Consider the following 18489-nt stretch of genomic DNA (forward strand, 5'->3'; position numbering starts at 1 on the left):
CCCTTCGGGTAGCCGACACCGGTATCATGCTTCTGAACGCCGCCAATGGCGTTGAAGTAGGTACCGATATCATCTGGAGCTACACCGAAGACTTCAGAACGCCCATGATCTTTGCTGTTAACAAACTGGACGACGACAATGCCGATTTCGATACTACTGTTGAAGAAGCCAAAACCCATTTCGGCAGTAAAGTGGTAGTGGTGCAGTATCCGCAGCAGGTAGGCGTGGGCTTTCATGCCATCATCGATGTGCTGCGCATGACCATGTATAAGTTCAGGGACGCCGGTGGCAAACCGGAGAAACTGCCTATTCCCGCAGAAGAAAAAGAGAGAGCCGATCTGCTGCACCGGGAACTGGTGGAAGCCATTGCCAGCAACGATGAATCGCTGATGGAAAAGTATTTCGAGAAAGGCGAACTCGATGAGGACGAGATGAAAGAAGGCATGAAGAAAGCCATGATCAATCATGATCTCTTCCCGCTTTTCTGCCTGTCTGCCGAAAGGAATATGGGCAGCGGAAGACTGATGGGCTTCGTAGATAATGTTTGTCCATCTGCCAATGAAATGCCCCCGCAGACCACACGCAAAGGAGACCAGCTTCCCTGCGATGCAAAAGGCCCTGCCTGCATTTTCGTGTACAAAACAGTCTCGGAGCCGCATGTAGGCGAACTCAGTTTTTTCAAGGTGTACAGTGGTTGCATTAAAAGCGGCATGGAACTCGTAAATGAAACCACCGGTGTTTCGGAAAAGCTCAACCAGTTATTTGTGGTGGAAGGAAATAAACGCAGCAATGTGAATGAACTTTGTGCAGGTGATATCGGCGCCACCCTGAAACTGCGGAACACGCATGTGAACAATACCCTGCACGAAAAAGGAAAGCATATCGAACTGGAGTCTATCATATTCCCCGGATCGAATATGAGCATGGCCATCGAATCCATCCGCAAGGGCGAGGAAGAGAAATTATCGGTGGCCTTGCACCAGTTACTGGAAGAAGATCCCACCGTGAAGATCGAATTTTCGCAGGAGTTAAAACAGACCATCATCCATTGCATGGGAGAACTGCACCTGAGCGTGATCCGCTGGAAGCTGGAACACCTGCACAATGTGGAAGTGAAATTTGTGCGGCCACGGATCCCGTATCGTGAAACCATCCGTAAGATGGCAGAAAGCAATTACCGTCATAAGAAGCAGTCGGGTGGGGCGGGGCAGTTCGGAGAAGTGTTCATGCGCATAGAGCCCTGGCACGATGGAATGCCCGATCCTAAAGGCCTGAATGTTAGAGCCCGTGAAGAGTATCCGCTCGACTGGGGCGGCAAACTCGTATTCTTCAATTGCATCGTTGGCGGCGCTATCGACACACGATTCCTGCCATCCATCCTGAAAGGTGTGATGGAAAAAATGCATGAAGGCCCCCTTACCGGTTCTTACGTGCGCGATGTACGTGTGAGCGTTTATGATGGAAAGATGCACCCCGTGGACTCCAATGATATTTCTTTCAAGATCGCCGGACTGATGGCCTTCAAACAGGCATTCCAGCAGGCTGATCCGCAGATCATGGAACCCATCTGGCATGTTGAAGTGCTCTGCCCTGAAGACCTTACAGGATCTGTGATCGGCGACCTGCAAACACGCCGCGCCATTGTGGAAGGCATGGAATCAGAAGGGCATTTCACAAAGGTGATCGCCAATGTTCCCTTGTCGGAAATGCATGATTATTCATCCTCGCTGAGGAGCATCACGCAGGGGCGCGCAAAATTTTCAATGAGGTTCAAAGAATACGCAACAGTACCCTTCGATATACAAAAGAAACTGCAGGAAGATTATATGAAACTGGCAAGGGAAGAAGTATAATCAATTCTGCATGCTGCTAGTTTTCATTCTGTATGTAGGGCTCTTTGGCGAGCGTAAAGAAGAAAGTGCTTCCTATGCCTGGCGTAGACTCCACCCAGATCTCACCGCCATGCAGTTCTACGATCTTTTTGCAATGGGCAAGACCGATACCTGAACCTTCATAGTCCTTCCTGTTATGCAAACGCTGGAAGATGATGAAGATCCTGTCCCGGTGCTGTTGATCTATCCCTATGCCATTATCGCTCACTGCAAATTTCCAGTAGTGGGGATATTCAGTATAAGTGATGCTGATCTCAGGCCTGATACCGGGCTTGCGGAACTTGATGGCATTGCTGATGAGGTTCTGGAAAAGTAATTTCAGTTCTGTTGGATAGGCGTACACAACAGGAAGTACTTCGGGAACGATATGCGCATTATTCTCCCTGATATTGTTACCCATATCCGCCAGTACTTCATGCAGCAGCACATTGCAGTCTGAACGCACAAATGCGATGGCCCTGCCTATGCGTGAATAATCCAGCAGATCCTTGATGAGCGTTTTCATCCGGTCGGATGCCTGCAGGATGAAGTCGAGATACTTATCCGCATTCTCATCCATCTTTCCCTTGTACTGTTTATTGAGGAGGCCAACAAAACCTGATACCGTTTTGAGCGGTTCCTGCAGATCGTGTGAAGCCACATACGCGAATTGCTCCAGCTCAGCATTCTTCCTGTCGAGGTCGATGGTGCGCAGCTCCACTTTTTTTTCCAGGTCTGCATTGGCTTCTTTGATCTCTTTCTGTAGTTTTTCCTGTTCGGAGGCCATGGCATTGAAATCATTGGCCAATGTGCCGATCTCATCTTTGGAGTAAACTTTAGCCTTCACGGTGAAGTCGCCCTTGCCTACAGCCCTGGCGGAAACCAGGATGGCATCGATGCCTTTGGAGATCCCGCGGCTTACTACGATGGCCAGAATGAGGCCTGTGAACTCAACGGTGATGGCGATGCCCAGCAGGATGCGGAGAATGAGTTTTTCCAACCACCGGGAGCCGTCGCCCAGTTGTTTGCTGAATTCATCCTCCAGGATAGTGACATGCGTATTGAGATGTTCAATATAGCGCATGACTTCGTTTATCCGTTCGGGTGATTTATCAGCACGGAAAATTTCTTTATGTAACTGCTCACCACCTGCAATGATATGTGAAAGTATGCTGTCTGCCTTGATCCAGGCAACGATAGCATTATTGATATAATGATTGGAATTGAAACGGCTGAAGAGGTTGATCATGCCCTGCGCATCATCGGGGTGGTTGCGGCCCTTGGCAAATCCTGCTTTGATGAGATCGTCATTCCTTTCATTTTCCGGTTTGCTGAATTCTACCAGCGCCTCGTGGTCCCCGAGCGGCACGGCCAGCTGTTTTTTGAATTTCAGGTAATCTTCTTCATCGTGGGTACGTGCATAGGCGGAAAGCTGGTACATAGCGTCTTTCTGGGCCTTGGACCAGAGTGCTTCGCCATTTACATAAGCACGAACAGAGGAAAGCGTGTGGATAGAGAAGGCAAGCGCGACCAGTTCCACTGCAATCAGAGCGGCCATAATCCCCACTGTGAAATACAGTTTTGTTTTGATCGATACATCCCTGAACCACCTGCCAAGCGAAAATTTTGCCATGGATAATCGTTGTTTAAACCCGGGTGGACAGAAAGGTATGGAAATTAAACGAAATGCCCAATCCTGCAAAAGAAAACCCGCTGCAAGAGCGGGTCTTCAATAGCGTATGTTTGACGCGCTTAATATTTAGCGCATTCCTGCATTTCTTTTTCCGTGTAGGCCACTCCGTATTGCTTGAGCACATCATCCGGAACGCCATTCCACTGGTTAGGCGCATTGCCTGCATAACCAACGTCTTTCACCCCGATCTCCGTGGTATAGAAACCGCTGGCAGTGAGGTTACGCATGAGGTTGAAGAAGGCCACGCCCTGTGCAAATTCAGGCTTTGCTTTGGCAGGGTAGGCGATATCATCAACGATCTGGATCCGCTGTTTTTCATCAGCATCCGCAAATGACTTCTCAAAGCGGGTGAGGCTCTGCATATCCAGCCATCGCAGACCGCCACGCATGGGCGTCTGGTGCTCGGGCATATCTTTCACAATGAATTCGATCCATTCAGGGACCTTCGCATCGGAAGCGCTGCCGCTCACTTCATCGCGTGGAATGATGATGTCCGCAAGAATTGTGATGGTAGCCATTTCATGTGCCGTGAAGAAGGTCTTTGAGATCACTTCTTTATAATGTGCCTCCTCTTCCTTCATACGGTCGAGGTTTTGCGCTACTGCTCCATTCGAAGGGGTGGTTTCAGCAGGCTTATCTGTTGTCTTTCCATCCTTACAGGCTTCCAGCAGAACGCCGGTGGCCAGAGAACCGATGGCAAGGGCTTTGAGTGATTTTCTTCTATCCATACAAAATCGTTTGTTGATAGTGGTGAGATGATGTATTTACAGTTGCTGCTTTTTCATTTCGTCCATAATGTATTCACTGGCGCGCATGGAGAGTGCCAGGATGGTCCAGGTGATATTCTTGTCGGCTTGGCTGGTGAACTGACCGCCATCCACACAGAATACGTTCTTACAATCATGCGCCTGGCTCCACTTGTTGAGGGCACTGCTTTTTGGATCGTTACCCATACGAACGGTTCCTGCTTCGTGGATGATACGTCCGGGAGTCTCAAGGCCGTAATTGCTTTCTTTGCCTGCAATGCCCCAGGTGATCACAGCGCCCATTTCATGCATGATCTCCTGGAAGGTCTCCTGCATATGTTTGGCCTGTTTGATCTCGTGCTCGCTCCATTTCACATCGAAGCGAAGAACAGGGATCCCGTATTTGTCCACAACATTGGGATCGATCTCACATTTGTTATGTTCGAAGGAGATGGCTTCTCCACGTCCTGCCATACCTACGCTGGCGCCGTAGAAGAAACGGAAATCCTCTTTGAGTGATTTACCATAACCACCAGCTTCTTTCTGCTGACCGTTAATGGTGTATTTGCCATTAAGGCTTTCCACGCCCCAGCCGAAACCGTATGCCGGCTGGCCCATGCCACCCCAGTATTCGATATGGTATCCGCGGGGGAAATCAAGTTTTTTATTGTCGAGCCACCAGGGGGAGTATACGTGCATACCACCCACACCGTCTTCGTTGTAGCGTTTGCGGCCGAAGAGCTGTGGCAATACGCCGCCCATGGCTACGCCGGTGGAATCGTGCAGGTATTTGCCCACTACATTGCTGCTGTTGGCGATACCGTTCGGATGGCGGCTGGATTTTGAATTGAGGAGGAGACGGGCCGATTCGCAGGCGCTGGCAGCCAGGATCACCACGCGGCCGCTCACCTGGTACTCACTCAGGTCGTCTTTGCTGACATAGGAAACGCCGGTAGCCAGACCTTCCTGGTTAGTGAGCACTTCGCGGGCCATGGCATTGGCAAATACATCCACATTGCCGGTAGCAAGGGCTGGTTTTACCAGTACGGAGCTGGAAGAGAAATCCGCATACATGGTACTGCAGGCCCTTGCGCACTGACCACAGTAGATACAAACACCGCGTTCGGGATTGCCCTCGATGGGCTTGGTAAGGATGCTGAGCCTGGAAGGGATCACGGGAACCCCTGCATTCTGTGCGGCCTTTTTGGTGAAGATCTCGTGCAGCCTGGGTTTGGGAGGAGGGAGGAAGAATCCGTCGGGATCATTTTCAAGCCCTTCATTGGTGCCGAAAACACCTATCAGTTTATCTACGCGGTCGTAGAAAGGTTTTACATCTTCATAACCGATGGGCCAGTCTTCACCGAGGCCATCGATGCTTTTACGCTTGAAATCTTTGGGGCCGAAGCGGAGTGAAATACGTCCCCAGTGATTGGTACGGCCACCCAGCATCCTGGCGCGGAACCAGTCCCATTGAGTACCGCTGGCCTTAGTGTAAGGCTCTCCTTCGATTTCCCATCCGCAATAGCAGGCGTCGAAATCACCGAAAGGGCGGAACTTGGTGCCGGCGCCTCTGCGGGGGGAGTCCCACGGATTTTTGAACTGGGTTACATTCGTTTTCGGGTCATACATCGGACCAGCTTCGATCAGGGCTACTTTCAGTCCGGCTTTGGCCAACATATAAGTTGCCATCCCGCCGCCTGCACCTGAACCCACAATCACTACATCGTATTTCTTTGCGCTTTTTTTGATCTGCAGATCTCCCATAATTGCAATTTGTTTGGGGGTATAATGTCCTTAAACTAACATGAGGGAGTAAATATAAAGGAAAAGGTTTTAAAATGCTGTAAAGCACGTACTAAATCCATTTAGCAGGCTCTGTTCCGTCCTTTGCGGAGTAGTACAGATCCATTGTTTTACTCCTGCGGATCCAATCCGGATCAGTAGTACAGCAGGGCTTCCGCCGGGTAAGGGGAAAAGCGGAAGAATTTGTGTTAAAAATATCATCAGAATTTGACAGAAAAATATCAGGCGTCAGGAAAATAAAATCAGCCGTTAACGGAATGGGACGGAGGTGGGATTCCGGCCTTTAAGCTACAATTTTTAATACAGATGATACAGGTAAACAATTTTATTTCAACCGGATCGTTGTAAATCAAGTCCCATATCTATTGAAAACCCAATGACCCTATGACCCCGTTTACCCAAAACGACCAGGACTACCTGGCTGAGCGATTTCAGATACTGGAAAACCATATCGTTCACTCCAGTAAGATTGCGTTATTGAAAATTCAGAGCTGGAAATTTGCCATGCGTACCCCCGAGGTGGGCAGCAATTACCAGCAGGCAGCCGAAGCGATGGTGCGTGAGTCGCTGCTGTCAGTTGTTCCCAATTCATTTGTATTGTGCGAAGAGGGCTATTACATGAGCCCCACGGATAACTGATCCGTATGAACCTTATTTGCTTCTGGCCGCTGTGGCCCTGTCCAAACCTTGTCCTATAAAATAGCCTGCAACTGCGCCCAGCAGTGCTCCACCAGCAAGCCAAACCGTATCGGCTCCTGCGGAGAGAAAGGCTATTCCCGTTCCGAAAATAGCCAGGAGCACCACCATAATGGTAACGGCGCTTTTCCTGGGAGCTGTTCTGGTTTTGACCGGGGCAAGTGTTTCTTTTTTCGCATGCACCTTCCTGTTAGGATGATACTGGTGCCCGTGCTTGTGCCTTGTTTTGCTGATAGGCATAGGTTTGGTTTTCTTATAAGTTACGAAAAAATATTGTCTTTTTTTAGTGTGTTGTGGCCACCCGCCTCCGGGGTGGCTTTTTTGCCTGCCCGCTTTGATGGAAAAGTTCCACAGCCGGAGGCAGGCAGGATTTTGGTATGTATACCGGCAAACAAACCTTTCAGTTATGAATCCCATCAAATCGATGTCTGACGATACACAGGAAGAATACAATGATAACGAGCGGATGGAAAACGTGATCAACGTAGGGGATACCGAGCGCGTTGTCTCAGGCGTTGTGGGCGGAGTGCTGCTGTACAATGGATTGACCAGCCTGGGCAAACATCCTTTAGGCGGATTGCTGAAGACCCTGATCGGCGGTTACCTGTTGTACCGGGGGGCATCCGGCACCTGTCCATTGTACAAGGCCCTGGGCAAAACGGACCACGTGACCAGAACGCCCACCGTGAGAATGCGGACTTCCATTGTGGTGGAAAAACCCAGGGAAGAAGTATATGCTTTCTGGCGGAAACTGGAAAACCTGCCGCTGTTTATAAAACACCTGCAAAGGGTACAGGAGCATGATGAGATGCACAGCACCTGGACGGCCGATCTGCCTGGTTATGGCCTGTTGCAGTGGAACGCTGAAATTGTAAAAGAAATCGACGGACATTTTCTCGGGTGGCAATCCGTGGAAGGAGCTCCTGTTGAAAACGCGGGAAAAGTGGAATTCCTGGATTTCGGGCCGGGGCGGACTGAACTGAAAGTGGTGATCGCCTACAGACCACCGGCAGGCGACCTCGGCGTGCTCATTGCAAAAGCGCTCAATCCCGCATTTACAAAACTGATAGAGAGCGATATTCATAGTTTCAAGGAAAGAATGGAAACGATGACCTGGTGACCGGTTTCTTTAAATTCAGGGGAGCAATACCAGACTGATCTTCCGGTCAATTGTAAAGGGCATGGTGTGCTGGCAACCGGTGTAATCCTTTTCGCAATTGAGTTTCAGGGTCAGGAAAAGAGTGTTGGTCATATAAGCTGACTGCAGTTTACCATCTTTTGAGCTGATGGTGCTGTTGATGTTGAATTTCTCACTTCCGTAAAAAAGGTTCACTTTATCATTGGCTGAAACCCGTACCATCTGGAAATTATTGATGGTTTCACCGGCAACCGGCTTTGTCATTTCCTGTGAGAGATATTGCAGGCATGGAACTGACGGTGGCATGAAATCGGTTTGAACAACCGCCTGGTCCCTGGTGCTTCTTTGTAAAACCGCGGTGACTTCCAGGCAGTCTTCTCCTTTCAGGATATCTTTTCCATTCGCAAAATTTCCTTTTACATTTTCCGGTTTAGTGAAATTGTCATGCGGCTTATGCAATTGCCCGATACCCAACTTTGGGCTGATGGCCACAAAAAAAGTATTGAGATCTGTGATCTCGCCCGTCATCCCGGACTCCTGGATCGGAGGGATATCCAGTTTGCCGTCGGGATGAAGAGAGATCCTGTATGGCGACGTATTCTTTATTTCTTCAGGATACTCGGTGCTGTCTTTTGCTTTGATCACTTTTTTGGAAATCCACTTTATTTCATCATAGGGAATTTTATTACTGTCCAGCACCACTTTCAGTTCGCAAACAGCAATGATAGTGCTTTGCCATTTATCATTATGTACCACATTGGTGGTCATGCGATACCTGTATACATCGCCTACTTTATATTTCCTGGTAAGATGAAGATTGTTTTGCTGGCCAGTTGATGAGCCAGGTATGATTAAGATCAGCCATAGCAGCATCCTTTACTTTTTCATCCGGATGAGGTTTAGGTTTTCACCAAATCTACACAAAGAATCGATAGCTTGCAGGTATGAAACCTGTTATCCCATCCAACATTTCCATCCGTCATGAGCTGCGTCCCGGCGATATCGGAACCGTAGTTCACCTGCATGGCGCTATCTACTCCAGTGAGTTCAATTACGGCATTGCTTTCGAATCTTATGTAGCGTCCGGGCTGGCTGAATTCCACCAGCATTACGATCCACAACTCGATAAAATATGGATAGTGGAAGATGAAGGAAAGATGGTTGGTTTTGTGTTGCTGATGCACAGGACTGAACGCACCGCGCAACTCCGGTACTACCTGTTAATGCCTGCTTATCGCGGAATGGGACTGGGTAAAAAACTCATGGAAGATTTCATGCAAAGCCTCGATGAAAAAGGATACGGCCATTGTTATCTGTGGACCACCGATGAATTGCCCGCAGCCGCTTCCTTATACAAACGCTATGGCTTCAACCTCACGGAGGAAAAGCAATCGGATGAATTCGGAAAAAGGGTGGTGGAGCAGCGGTACGACTGGTACCTTTCACCTGGCTACTGATTCCTCTATTTTTCACTAACAACTGTTAGCGGAATTGATTATCTTTGATCCTTCCGGACTTAATCGTAAACCTTCAAAAGCATTTATAAAGCTCTGTATATGAACAAACGTGAAGTATATATCATTGCTGCGGTACGTACTCCTATAGGCAGTTTCGGCGGAAAACTAAAAGACTTTACAGCTACCCAGCTCGGCGCCTTTGCCATCAAGGGAGCCCTGGAACGTGCTGGCGTAAAACCAGAACAGGTACAGGATGTACTGATGGGCTCTGTGATCCAGGCTAATCTTGGACAGGCGCCTGCCCGTCAGGCTGCAAAATTTGCCGGCCTTCCCAATGAAGTGAACTGCACTACCGTCAATAAAGTTTGCGCCAGTGGTATGAAAGCCATTTCCCAGGCTGCACAGAGCATCGCCCTCGGTGATGCCGATATCGTAGTGGCCGGCGGCATGGAAAGCATGAGCAATGTGCCTTTCTATGTTGACTCCATGCGCTGGGGAAACAAATACGGAAACACTTCCCTGATCGACGGTCTCGCAAAAGATGGTCTCACCGATGTATACGATGGTAAAGCCATGGGCAATGCCGCTGAATTGTGCGCACGTGAATGTGGTATCAGCCGCGCTGACCAGGACAATTTTGCCATCGAAAGCTACAAGCGTTCACAGGCAGCCTGGACTGAAGGACGATTCAATGACGAGATCGTTCCTGTTTCCATTCCTTCGCGTAAGGGAGATCCTGAGATCTTTGCAAAAGACGAAGAGCCATTCAATGTGAAATTCGATAAGATCCCTGATCTGAAACCTGCCTTCCAGAAAGATGGTACCGTAACTGCAGCCAACGCATCCACCATGAATGATGGTGCAGCAGCACTGGTGCTCATGAGCAAAGAAAAAGCAGAGGAACTGGGATTGAAACCTATTGCCAAAGTAGTGTCATATGCAGATGCAGAACAGGCTCCTGAATGGTTCACCACTACTCCTGCCATTGCGGTTCCCAAAGCAGTTGCCAAGGCCGGACTTACCATGGAAGATATCAGTTATTTTGAGCTGAACGAAGCATTTGCTGTGGTTGGTATAGAAAACACCAAACGTATGAAGCTGGATCCGTCCAAAGTGAATGTAAACGGTGGTGCAGTGAGCGTTGGTCACCCGCTGGGAGCCAGTGGCGCAAGGATCATTGTAACGCTGATCAATGTGCTGAAACAGAACAAAGCCAGATACGGTGCAGCCGGTATCTGTAATGGCGGCGGCGGCGCAAGCGCGATGGTGATTGAAAATGTATAAGAAAGATATACCAGATAAATGGAAATGGCCCCGGATTGGGGCCATTTCCATTAAAAGAAGTTACTCTTAATGGCTATAAGGATTTCCACTTCCGGTTACCAGCAGCTTCACCAGGCTGGCGAAAAATGAATTCCATCCAGCATTGCAGACCTCATAACACTCCACTTCCGGCGTAAGCCCTTCATGCGTCATGGTGATGATAGTGCCACTGTCCGTTGCCTCTGTGTTCCACACCATTCTTGTTCCGATCCATTCTTTCTTATTCTGCAGCTCAGGCAGATTGATGAACGCATCCGTGCATTCCCATATTACCTGTTTGCCTGCATCCAGCTTCACGATCTTCATTGTTTTATATGACTGATCATGCGTTCCGAAACGAACTGTAAATGATTCACCTTCTTTATTACCAGCTCCCTCGAATTTCCGGCTCCACCAATCCGCGATACGATCTGTTATGGCGCTAAAAGCCTCTTCAGGGCTGTTTTTTACAGTGGCATTGATGCTATAATCTGTTGTAGTCATATATTTCAGTTTGTTGTTTGATGGTATAAAATTACAGTTCGTATTAATTAATGACAGGGTGTAATACAGACTTTCGAATGGTGTGTTTTGGACAATCCATAAATTGTAATTTTATACAAATCAGTGAGCATGCGATCCCTTACTATCGTTATTCCGGCCGGACAGAACAATATCAGCAGTGTTGTAGGCCCTTACAAGTTTTTCACACTGGCCAACAGGCATTATGTAAAACAGGGCAAAGCACCCGTATTTGATGTGAAACTGGCTGGGGTAAAGGAGCAGGAACTGGCACACGACGGATTATTTTCCATCACACCACATCTTCATTTCAGGGAGATCCGTAAAACAGATTTCATTATCATTCCTGCATCTTCCCTGGAAAAGATCCAGGGAATAGTGAGTGAGAACCAGGAGCTGGTGCAATGGATCGGAGATCAGTACAGGGGAGGGGCGGAGGTGGCCAGTCTCTGTACAGGCGCATTCCTGCTGGCTTCCACGGGGCTGCTCAATGGAAGGATCTGCTCCACGCACTGGAATGCCGGTCATCTTTTCAGGCAGCAGTATCCGGAGGTGATCCTCCAAACGGACAAGCTTATTACAGATGAACAGGGAATTTACACCAATGGTGGTGCGTATTCATTTCTCAACCTCATGCTCTACCTGGTGGAAAAATTCTACGACAGGGAAACAGCGCTTGTGTGTGCAAAGGTTTTCCAGGTAGATATAGAAAGAAGCAGCCAGAGCCCTTTCACCATCTTCAACGGACAGAAAGATCATTCGGACGAAGTGATCCGCAATGCACAACTTTATATTGAACAGAATATCCTCCGCAAATTCTCCATGGAGGAACTGGCCACGCAATTCGCCCTGAGCCGTCGCAACTTCGACAGGCGCTTTATACAGGCAACGGGCAATACACCGCTTGAATACCAGCAACGAGTGCGGATAGAGCAGGCCAAGAAAATGCTCGAATCCGGAAGGCATGCAGTGGCGGATGTGATGTATGAAACAGGTTATTCGGATCAGAAAGCATTCCGTGCAGTATTCAAAAAGATCACAGGACTTACTCCGGCCGGTTATCGGAGCAAATTCAACAAGGATGCAGAAGTGTTGACAGATCAATAAAACAATTATCCTATTAGAAGCCAGCGCCGGTTGATAGGGTGATGCTGAACATTCATCCATTCTTTCCGGTAGCCCCGGTTGTAATCATGCCCTGAAATGCGCGCGGTAGCTGTATTTTCCGTAGATTCGGAATAACTTCACCGCTTCTGGTAAAAACTGATGTATTGTATGTCCGATATTTTTATTCGTTACGCAAAACGTGAGGATGCGCCTCTAATAGCTGCAATCAGCAGAGACACCTTCTATAGCACTTTCGCGGCGCAGAATAAGGAGGAAGACATGGAGAAGTTCATGTCGGAGCAATTCAGCACCCAGCGCCTGATGGACCAGGTGGGGACGCCGGGCAATACATTCCTGTTGGCGTACATCGAAAATAAACTGGCAGGGTATGTACGGTTACTGGAAGGTTTTCCGCCCCGCGAATTGCAGGAATATCCTACCATCGAAATTGCCAGGATCTATGCTGTAACCGATGTGATAGGTAAAGGGGTAGGGAGTGCTTTGATGCAACGTTGTATCGGGATTGCCGGGGAAAAGAAAAAGCGGAGCATCTGGTTAGGAGTCTGGGAAGAGAACCACAGGGCCATTGCATTTTATACGAAGTGGGGATTTGAGAAATTCGGGGAACATGATTTTGTACTGGGGAATGATGTGCAGCGGGACTGGATGATGAGAAAGTTATTATAACGATAAGAAAAATAATCTTCTATATTTACACTACCTCATCGCTCACCATTCCATTGAACCTTCCGATAATTCACGTTTTCGATCACAGATCAGGACTCCGTATTGCCCGAAATAAAACTATACAACGAGAAACAATTACTGCTGCAAATTGCTGCCGGAGATGCTGCCGCATACGCCAACATCTTCGATTTCTATTCAAAGCACGTGTATGTGCTCTCGCTCAAATTCACCAAGGATCCGGCCATGGCTGAAGACCTTACCCAGGAAATCTTCACACGCCTCTGGGTCAACCGCCAAAAACTTGCTGAGGTCCATAATTTCAAAGCTTTTCTCAATACCGTTTCCAGGAACCTGCTCAGGAATTACCTGCGTAAAAAAGTATTGTCGCCCGAAAACGAGACCTACCTCGCTGGTTATTTCCGGGAATCCTCCGCCAATGCCCAGGACCGCCTGGAGTTCAAAGAGCTGGAAGCTGCGCTGAATCAGGCTATCGGCACTTTGCCTGAACAACTGAAAAAAGTCTTTACCCTGAGCAGGGTGGAAGGGCTCAGTCATGAAGAGATCGCCAACCGCCTGGGCATTTCCAGGATCTCCGTTAAAAGTTACATCTTCCGCGCCCTGCTGATCATCCGGGAACATCTCGGCCGCAGGCATCCTTTCCTTCTCCATGTGCTCCTGGTTTTTCTCGGCTCAAAATAAATTTTGATTTTACTGCATACCAATTCACTTTTTATGTGTCCGTATGAATGCAGGGCAATGCCCGCCACTAAACCATATGGAAAAAGAACAATTTGCTGAATTATACCAGTCCTTCCTGGAAGACAGGATCGGACCCGCAGAACTGGAACAGTTCCGGGAACTCTCCGGTCAGCAGCCTTATGAACAATGGCTGGATGTGTTACTGGATCAAACCGTCACCCTTCAGTTCACGGAACAGGACGCCAACGAAATAGACCTTAGCCGGATGCGCAGCCATCTTCTTGAGAATGTGGTTGGCATCAAGCCAAAACGAACGCCTGTGAAATACTACTATGCTGCAGCTGCATCCCTGCTGGTGTTGCTGGCTGCGGCATTTTACATCTGGTTAACGCCGGGTAAAACAGAACAAACGGCAGGCAATGAACCTTCACCGGTGCAGCAGATCCTTCCCGCAAAGGATATCGCTACACTCACCCTGGCCGATGGTACAACCTTACTGCTCGACAGCGCCGGATTATCAAAACTGAAAAACAGTGCAAACCTGCCGGTAACCACTGATGCGGATGGAAGCCTGGTGTACCATGCCGGTAAACAGGCAGGCAACAGCATCGCAATGAACACGCTCTCAACACCCCGTGGTGGCCAGTTCCGCATCACGCTTCCTGATGGCAGCCGGCTCTGGTTGAATGCAGCATCCTCCGTAACCTTTCCTACATCATTCAATGCTCAAAACAGAAATATAAAACTCACCGGGGAAGCCTATCTCGAAGTGAGCAGTAACCAACGTCAGCCATTCAGCGTGGAGCTCCATAACAGCTCCATCGATGTACTTGGCACCAGCTTCAATGTGCAGGCCTATGCAGATGACAAGAATATTACCACCACCTTGCTGGAAGGAAGTATCAGGATGAACTCCGTTGTGATGAGACCCGGCCAACAGGCGATTCTCAGTAATGAAGCAACAGACAAAACCCCGGAAGTATTGAATGGCGCTGATCTTCAGAAAGTGATGGCCTGGAAGAACGGCTTCTTCAATTTCGATAATGTGCCGCTTAAAGATGTGATGAAACAAGTTGAACGTTGGTATGATATCGACGTAATATATGAAGGCGCCCCACCGGCTGTTGTATTCAAAGGGGGAATGGACAGAGGCGTACAGCTTTCCGGCATCATCCGGTTCCTGCAGAATTTCGGGATCACTGCAACCATGAACGGAAGAAAAATGATTATCTCAAAAAAATAAATACCTCTTCAACATCATGAACACATAAACTGCATGGAGCGGTCAGAAAAAAAGACCGGAAATGCTGGACACATTTCCGGTTGAACATTCGGGCCGATCCCATAAACAATCATTCTGACAGAACTCTGCTTATTACATCAACCCAAACTACTGTAAAGTTATGGATTACATCGTTATGCCCCTAAGGGCCGGTGCCGGATTGCGAACACACCGGGAAAGGATGCGCCGGCTGATCATCAAAACCCTATTAGTGATGAAGCTCACTGTAGTTCTCCTGACTGTTTTTCTGCTGCAGGCCAGCGCTGAAGGCCTGGGTCAGCAGGTAACTGTGAATGCCCGGAACACTTCGCTGCCGGCCATTTTCAGGCAGGTGGAGAAACAAACGGGTTATATCTTCCTGTATACTGATCAGACATTGCAAGGTGCGAAGCCTGCCACCATCAATGTGGTGAATATGCCGCTGCCGGATTTCCTCCGGAAATTACTGGAACAGCAGCCACTGCAATTCATGATCGAAAGCAAAACCATCATCATTGCCGTAAAGCCATTCGGCACAAAAACCAGTGAGGATATCAATTTCCTGCAATTGCTCTATGCCGCCATCACCGGTAAGGTTACTGACAATAACGGGCAGCCACTTTCAGACATCAACGTACTGATCAAAGGCACCAAAACAGGAACTGCCACCGATGCTGCAGGCAGCTTTTCCATCAATGCAAAAAAGGGAGATATCCTGGTCTTTTCCGGTATCGGATATGAAACACAGGAGATCACCGTGAAGGAAGAGAATATTCAGACAGTGATGACCATTGCCGAAACAAGTCTGCAGGAAGTAGTGGTCAACAAAGGGTATTATACCGATAACAAAAGAACAAGCACAGGTAACGTATCGAAAGTTTCAGGAGATGATATTGCCCGGCAGCCTGTATCGAATCCGCTTGCTGCGCTGAGCGGCCGTGTACCCGGCATGTTCATTTCACAGAACTCCGGCGCACCCGGAAATGCTTTCCAGGTGCAGATCCGCGGCATCAACAGTATTGCCAACGGAAATGATCCGCTCTATGTGATCGATGGCGTTCCGTTCTCTATCGCCCCTGAATTACAGAACAACAATAACATGAACCCCGCAGGCGGTAATCCGCTCAACCTCATCAATCCGAATGATATCAGCAGTATCGAGGTACTCAAAGATGCCGATGCCACTGCCATCTATGGAAGCAGGGGAGCCAATGGCGTTGTGCTGATCACTACCCGCAAGGGAAAATCGGGCAAAGCAAAAGTAGACCTGAACTTTTATCAGGGCATTGCCAAAGTAACCAACCAGGTGAAATACCTGAGTACTGAACAATACCTCGAAATGAGAAGGGAAGCCTTCAAAAATGACGGTGCAGTTCCTGATCCGGCAATCGACCTGGATATACTGGGTGGCAGCACCTGGGAACCCAACCGGTATACCAACTGGCAGGACCAGCTGATCGGGAACACTGCTCAGTACACAGATGCGCAGGCTTCCGTTTCAGGAGGATCCGATATGATGCAATACAAGATCGGTGGTGGCTACCATCGGGAAACCACGGTGTATCCGGGAAAGAACGCCATGGAAAAAGCTTCCATGCACCTCAGTCTCTCCGGCGGCTCCAAAGACCAGCGACTGAAATTCAATTTCACGGGAACCTATGTGAGCGACAATACAACTTTGCCTGTTACCGATCCCACATCCGTGATGAGTTATTTTGCACCCAATGCGCCACGCGCCTTCAACGAAGACGGTACCCTGAACTGGGCCGATGGCACCTGGCTGCAAGGCAATCCATATGCCTTTCTGCTGCAACCTTACAAGGGCAGGGCTACCAACCTGCTGGCAAACCTGATGCTCACCTACAGGATCATGGATGGCCTGGACTTCAAAACCAGCCTGGGTTACACCAACGTAAACATGAACCAGCGCAAACTGATCCCATTCTCCACCATCGATCCCCTCAAAGGAGAGACCTCCGGCACCAGCAGTTTCAACAATGCCGATACCCGGTCATGGATCGCAGAGCCACAGATCGATTACCGCCGCAATATCGGACGCGGCAAACTGTCCGCGCTAGCAGGTCTTAGCTTTCAGCAAAGCCGTAACCAGGGCACTCGCCTGAACGCAAGAGGTTTCAGTTCCGACCTGCTGCTGGAAAATATTCAGGCAGCATCTGCCATCACGGTTGACAGGCTCACCGATATCTTTTACAAATACAATGCGGCATTCGGCCGTATCAATTACAGCCATGAAGAAAAGTACATTCTGAACGTAACAGCCAGGCGGGATGGCAGCAGCCGTTTCGGTCCCGGTAAACAATTCGCGAACTTCTATGCAGCAGGCGCGGCCTGGGTCTTCTCAAAAGAATCCTGGACAGAAGAGCAACTGCCATTCCTCAGCTTCGGCAAACTGCGCGTCAGCTACGGCACTTCCGGTAACGACCAGGTGGCTGATTACAGTTACCTCGACCGCTACAATTCCACCATCAATACCTATGGCGGATCACAGGGGCTCTCGCCAGTGAGCTTCTTCAATCCCATGCTTGCCTGGGAACAGAACAAAAAGCTGGAAGGCGCGCTGGAACTGGGTTTCCTGAACGACATGATCAACCTTTCCATCAGCTACTATACCAACCGTTCAGGTAACCAACTGGTGGAATCTCCATTATCTGTGGTCACAGGCTTTCCATCCATTTCGGAGAACCTGCCCGCCGTTGTACAGAACAGGGGCCTGGAGCTTGCATTCAATTCAGTGAATATCCGTAACGCGAAACTGAAATGGACTTCTTCTTTCAACATTACATTCCCGAAGAACAAACTGGTGTCATTCCCCAATTTTGAAGCCTCCGGATATAGTGAAAGACTGATCATCGGTCAGCCGCTTACCGCTGCTAAAACATACAAGTATGCAGGCGTGGATCCCGAGACCGGTCTCTATCTCTTCATGGGCCGTGATGGCAAACCCACCATTAACCCCATTCCATTGGTGGATGATATCGCCTTACTTGACTTCGGCCCGAAATTCTACGGAGGTCTACAAAACAGTGTGAGTTATGGAAATGTCAGTCTTGATTTTCTCTTCCAGTTTGTAAAGCAGCAAGGCATGAACTACTACTATGAACATGTAGGTGGATTACCGGGAACATTCAGTGCCAACCAACCGGTGGATGTACTCAACAGGTGGCAGAAAGAAGGAGATATCGCTAAGTTCCAGCGTTACAACCAGGACTATAGCACTATCGAATCTTCCAATAATGCAGTGAACAGTGATCTTCAATATGGCGATGCCTCTTATATCAGGCTGAAGAATGTTTCACTGTCGTACACTTTACCGGCAAGATGGCTCAGCCGCCTGTACATGCAGAATGCAAGGGTTTATTTCCAGGGACAGAACCTCATTACCATCACCAATTACAAAGGATACGATCCTGAGAACAGGAATTACCTGGTGCTTCCTCCTTTGAAAGTTTTCACCCTTGGTTGTCAATTCACCTTCTAAAAAGCTTA

Annotated in this window: 16 protein-coding genes; 10 read left to right on the forward strand and 6 right to left on the reverse strand. The window is 48.8% G+C overall.

The window, feature by feature from the left end:
- Nucleotides 1-1853: elongation factor G (locus ACTHMC_RS10935; protein WP_440413154.1), on the forward strand; the 1853-nt coding region annotated here is incomplete at its 5' end.
- 16 nt (nucleotides 1854-1869) lie between these two features.
- Here ACTHMC_RS10935 and ACTHMC_RS10940 read toward each other — a convergent pair.
- From ACTHMC_RS10940 to ACTHMC_RS10950, 3 genes are all read right to left on the reverse strand, one after another.
- The gene (locus tag ACTHMC_RS10940; protein ID WP_440413155.1) at nucleotides 1870-3504 is read right to left on the reverse strand and encodes a sensor histidine kinase; all 1635 of its coding nucleotides are present in this window, start codon (nucleotides 3502-3504) and stop codon (nucleotides 1870-1872) included.
- Nucleotides 3505-3623: 119 nt separating this feature from the next.
- Nucleotides 3624-4292 carry a gluconate 2-dehydrogenase subunit 3 family protein gene (locus ACTHMC_RS10945; protein ID WP_440413156.1) on the reverse strand — a complete coding sequence of 223 codons (669 nt, stop codon included), beginning with the start codon at nucleotides 4290-4292 and terminating at the stop codon, nucleotides 3624-3626.
- Nucleotides 4293-4328: 36 nt separating this feature from the next.
- The gene (locus ACTHMC_RS10950) at nucleotides 4329-6074 is read right to left on the reverse strand and encodes a GMC family oxidoreductase (protein WP_440413157.1); all 1746 of its coding nucleotides are present in this window, start codon (nucleotides 6072-6074) and stop codon (nucleotides 4329-4331) included.
- Nucleotides 6075-6497: 423 nt separating this feature from the next.
- Here ACTHMC_RS10950 and ACTHMC_RS10955 point away from each other — a divergent pair, with 423 nt between their 5' ends.
- Nucleotides 6498-6752: a hypothetical protein gene (locus tag ACTHMC_RS10955; protein ID WP_440413158.1), complete on the forward strand. Its 255-nt coding sequence runs from the start codon at nucleotides 6498-6500 to the stop codon at nucleotides 6750-6752.
- Nucleotides 6753-6764: 12 nt separating this feature from the next.
- Here the strand turns inward: ACTHMC_RS10955 and ACTHMC_RS10960 are convergent, their stop codons facing one another.
- Nucleotides 6765-7049, reverse strand: a complete 285-nt coding sequence (locus ACTHMC_RS10960) for a hypothetical protein (protein ID WP_440413159.1) — start codon at nucleotides 7047-7049, stop codon at nucleotides 6765-6767.
- 166 nt (nucleotides 7050-7215) lie between these two features.
- On the opposite strand from ACTHMC_RS10960, the gene ACTHMC_RS10965 reads away from it, so the two are divergent.
- The gene (locus ACTHMC_RS10965) at nucleotides 7216-7929 is read left to right on the forward strand and encodes a YgaP-like transmembrane domain (RefSeq protein WP_440413160.1); all 714 of its coding nucleotides are present in this window, start codon (nucleotides 7216-7218) and stop codon (nucleotides 7927-7929) included.
- 15 nt (nucleotides 7930-7944) lie between these two features.
- On the opposite strand, the gene ACTHMC_RS10970 is transcribed toward ACTHMC_RS10965, so the two are convergent.
- Nucleotides 7945-8820, reverse strand: a complete 876-nt coding sequence (locus ACTHMC_RS10970) for a hypothetical protein (RefSeq protein ID WP_440413161.1) — start codon at nucleotides 8818-8820, stop codon at nucleotides 7945-7947.
- Nucleotides 8821-8891: 71 nt separating this feature from the next.
- Between ACTHMC_RS10970 and ACTHMC_RS10975 the strand changes: the two genes are divergently transcribed.
- Together ACTHMC_RS10975 and ACTHMC_RS10980 are read left to right on the forward strand one after the other, a co-directional pair.
- Complete coding sequence (locus ACTHMC_RS10975; protein WP_440413162.1) at nucleotides 8892-9404, forward strand: GNAT family N-acetyltransferase; 513 nt, start codon at nucleotides 8892-8894, stop codon at nucleotides 9402-9404.
- A gap of 99 nt (nucleotides 9405-9503) precedes the next feature.
- Nucleotides 9504-10688: a thiolase family protein gene (locus ACTHMC_RS10980; RefSeq protein ID WP_440413163.1), complete on the forward strand. Its 1185-nt coding sequence runs from the start codon at nucleotides 9504-9506 to the stop codon at nucleotides 10686-10688.
- Nucleotides 10689-10754: 66 nt separating this feature from the next.
- Here the strand turns inward: ACTHMC_RS10980 and ACTHMC_RS10985 are convergent, their stop codons facing one another.
- Nucleotides 10755-11210: an SRPBCC family protein gene (locus ACTHMC_RS10985; RefSeq protein WP_440413164.1), complete on the reverse strand. Its 456-nt coding sequence runs from the start codon at nucleotides 11208-11210 to the stop codon at nucleotides 10755-10757.
- Nucleotides 11211-11339: 129 nt separating this feature from the next.
- Between ACTHMC_RS10985 and ACTHMC_RS10990 the strand changes: the two genes are divergently transcribed.
- From ACTHMC_RS10990 to ACTHMC_RS11010, 5 genes are all read left to right on the forward strand, one after another.
- The gene (locus ACTHMC_RS10990; RefSeq protein WP_440413165.1) at nucleotides 11340-12335 is read left to right on the forward strand and encodes a GlxA family transcriptional regulator; all 996 of its coding nucleotides are present in this window, start codon (nucleotides 11340-11342) and stop codon (nucleotides 12333-12335) included.
- Between the two features lie 168 nt (nucleotides 12336-12503).
- Nucleotides 12504-13022, forward strand: coding sequence for an N-acetyltransferase family protein (locus tag ACTHMC_RS10995; protein ID WP_440413166.1), 519 nt, complete (start codon nucleotides 12504-12506; stop codon nucleotides 13020-13022).
- Nucleotides 13023-13124: 102 nt separating this feature from the next.
- Nucleotides 13125-13721, forward strand: a complete 597-nt coding sequence (locus tag ACTHMC_RS11000; RefSeq protein WP_440413167.1) for an RNA polymerase sigma factor — start codon at nucleotides 13125-13127, stop codon at nucleotides 13719-13721.
- Nucleotides 13722-13797: 76 nt separating this feature from the next.
- Entirely contained in the window at nucleotides 13798-14964 is a 1167-nt protein-coding gene (locus tag ACTHMC_RS11005; RefSeq protein WP_440413168.1) for a FecR family protein, read from the forward strand.
- 160 nt (nucleotides 14965-15124) lie between these two features.
- Nucleotides 15125-18481, forward strand: coding sequence for a TonB-dependent receptor (locus ACTHMC_RS11010; RefSeq protein ID WP_440413169.1), 3357 nt, complete (start codon nucleotides 15125-15127; stop codon nucleotides 18479-18481).
- Nucleotides 18482-18489: the final 8 nt, after the last annotated feature.

Source organism: Pseudobacter sp. (genome assembly GCF_051955275.1).
Taxonomy (GTDB): Bacteria; Bacteroidota; Bacteroidia; order Chitinophagales; family Chitinophagaceae; genus Pseudobacter.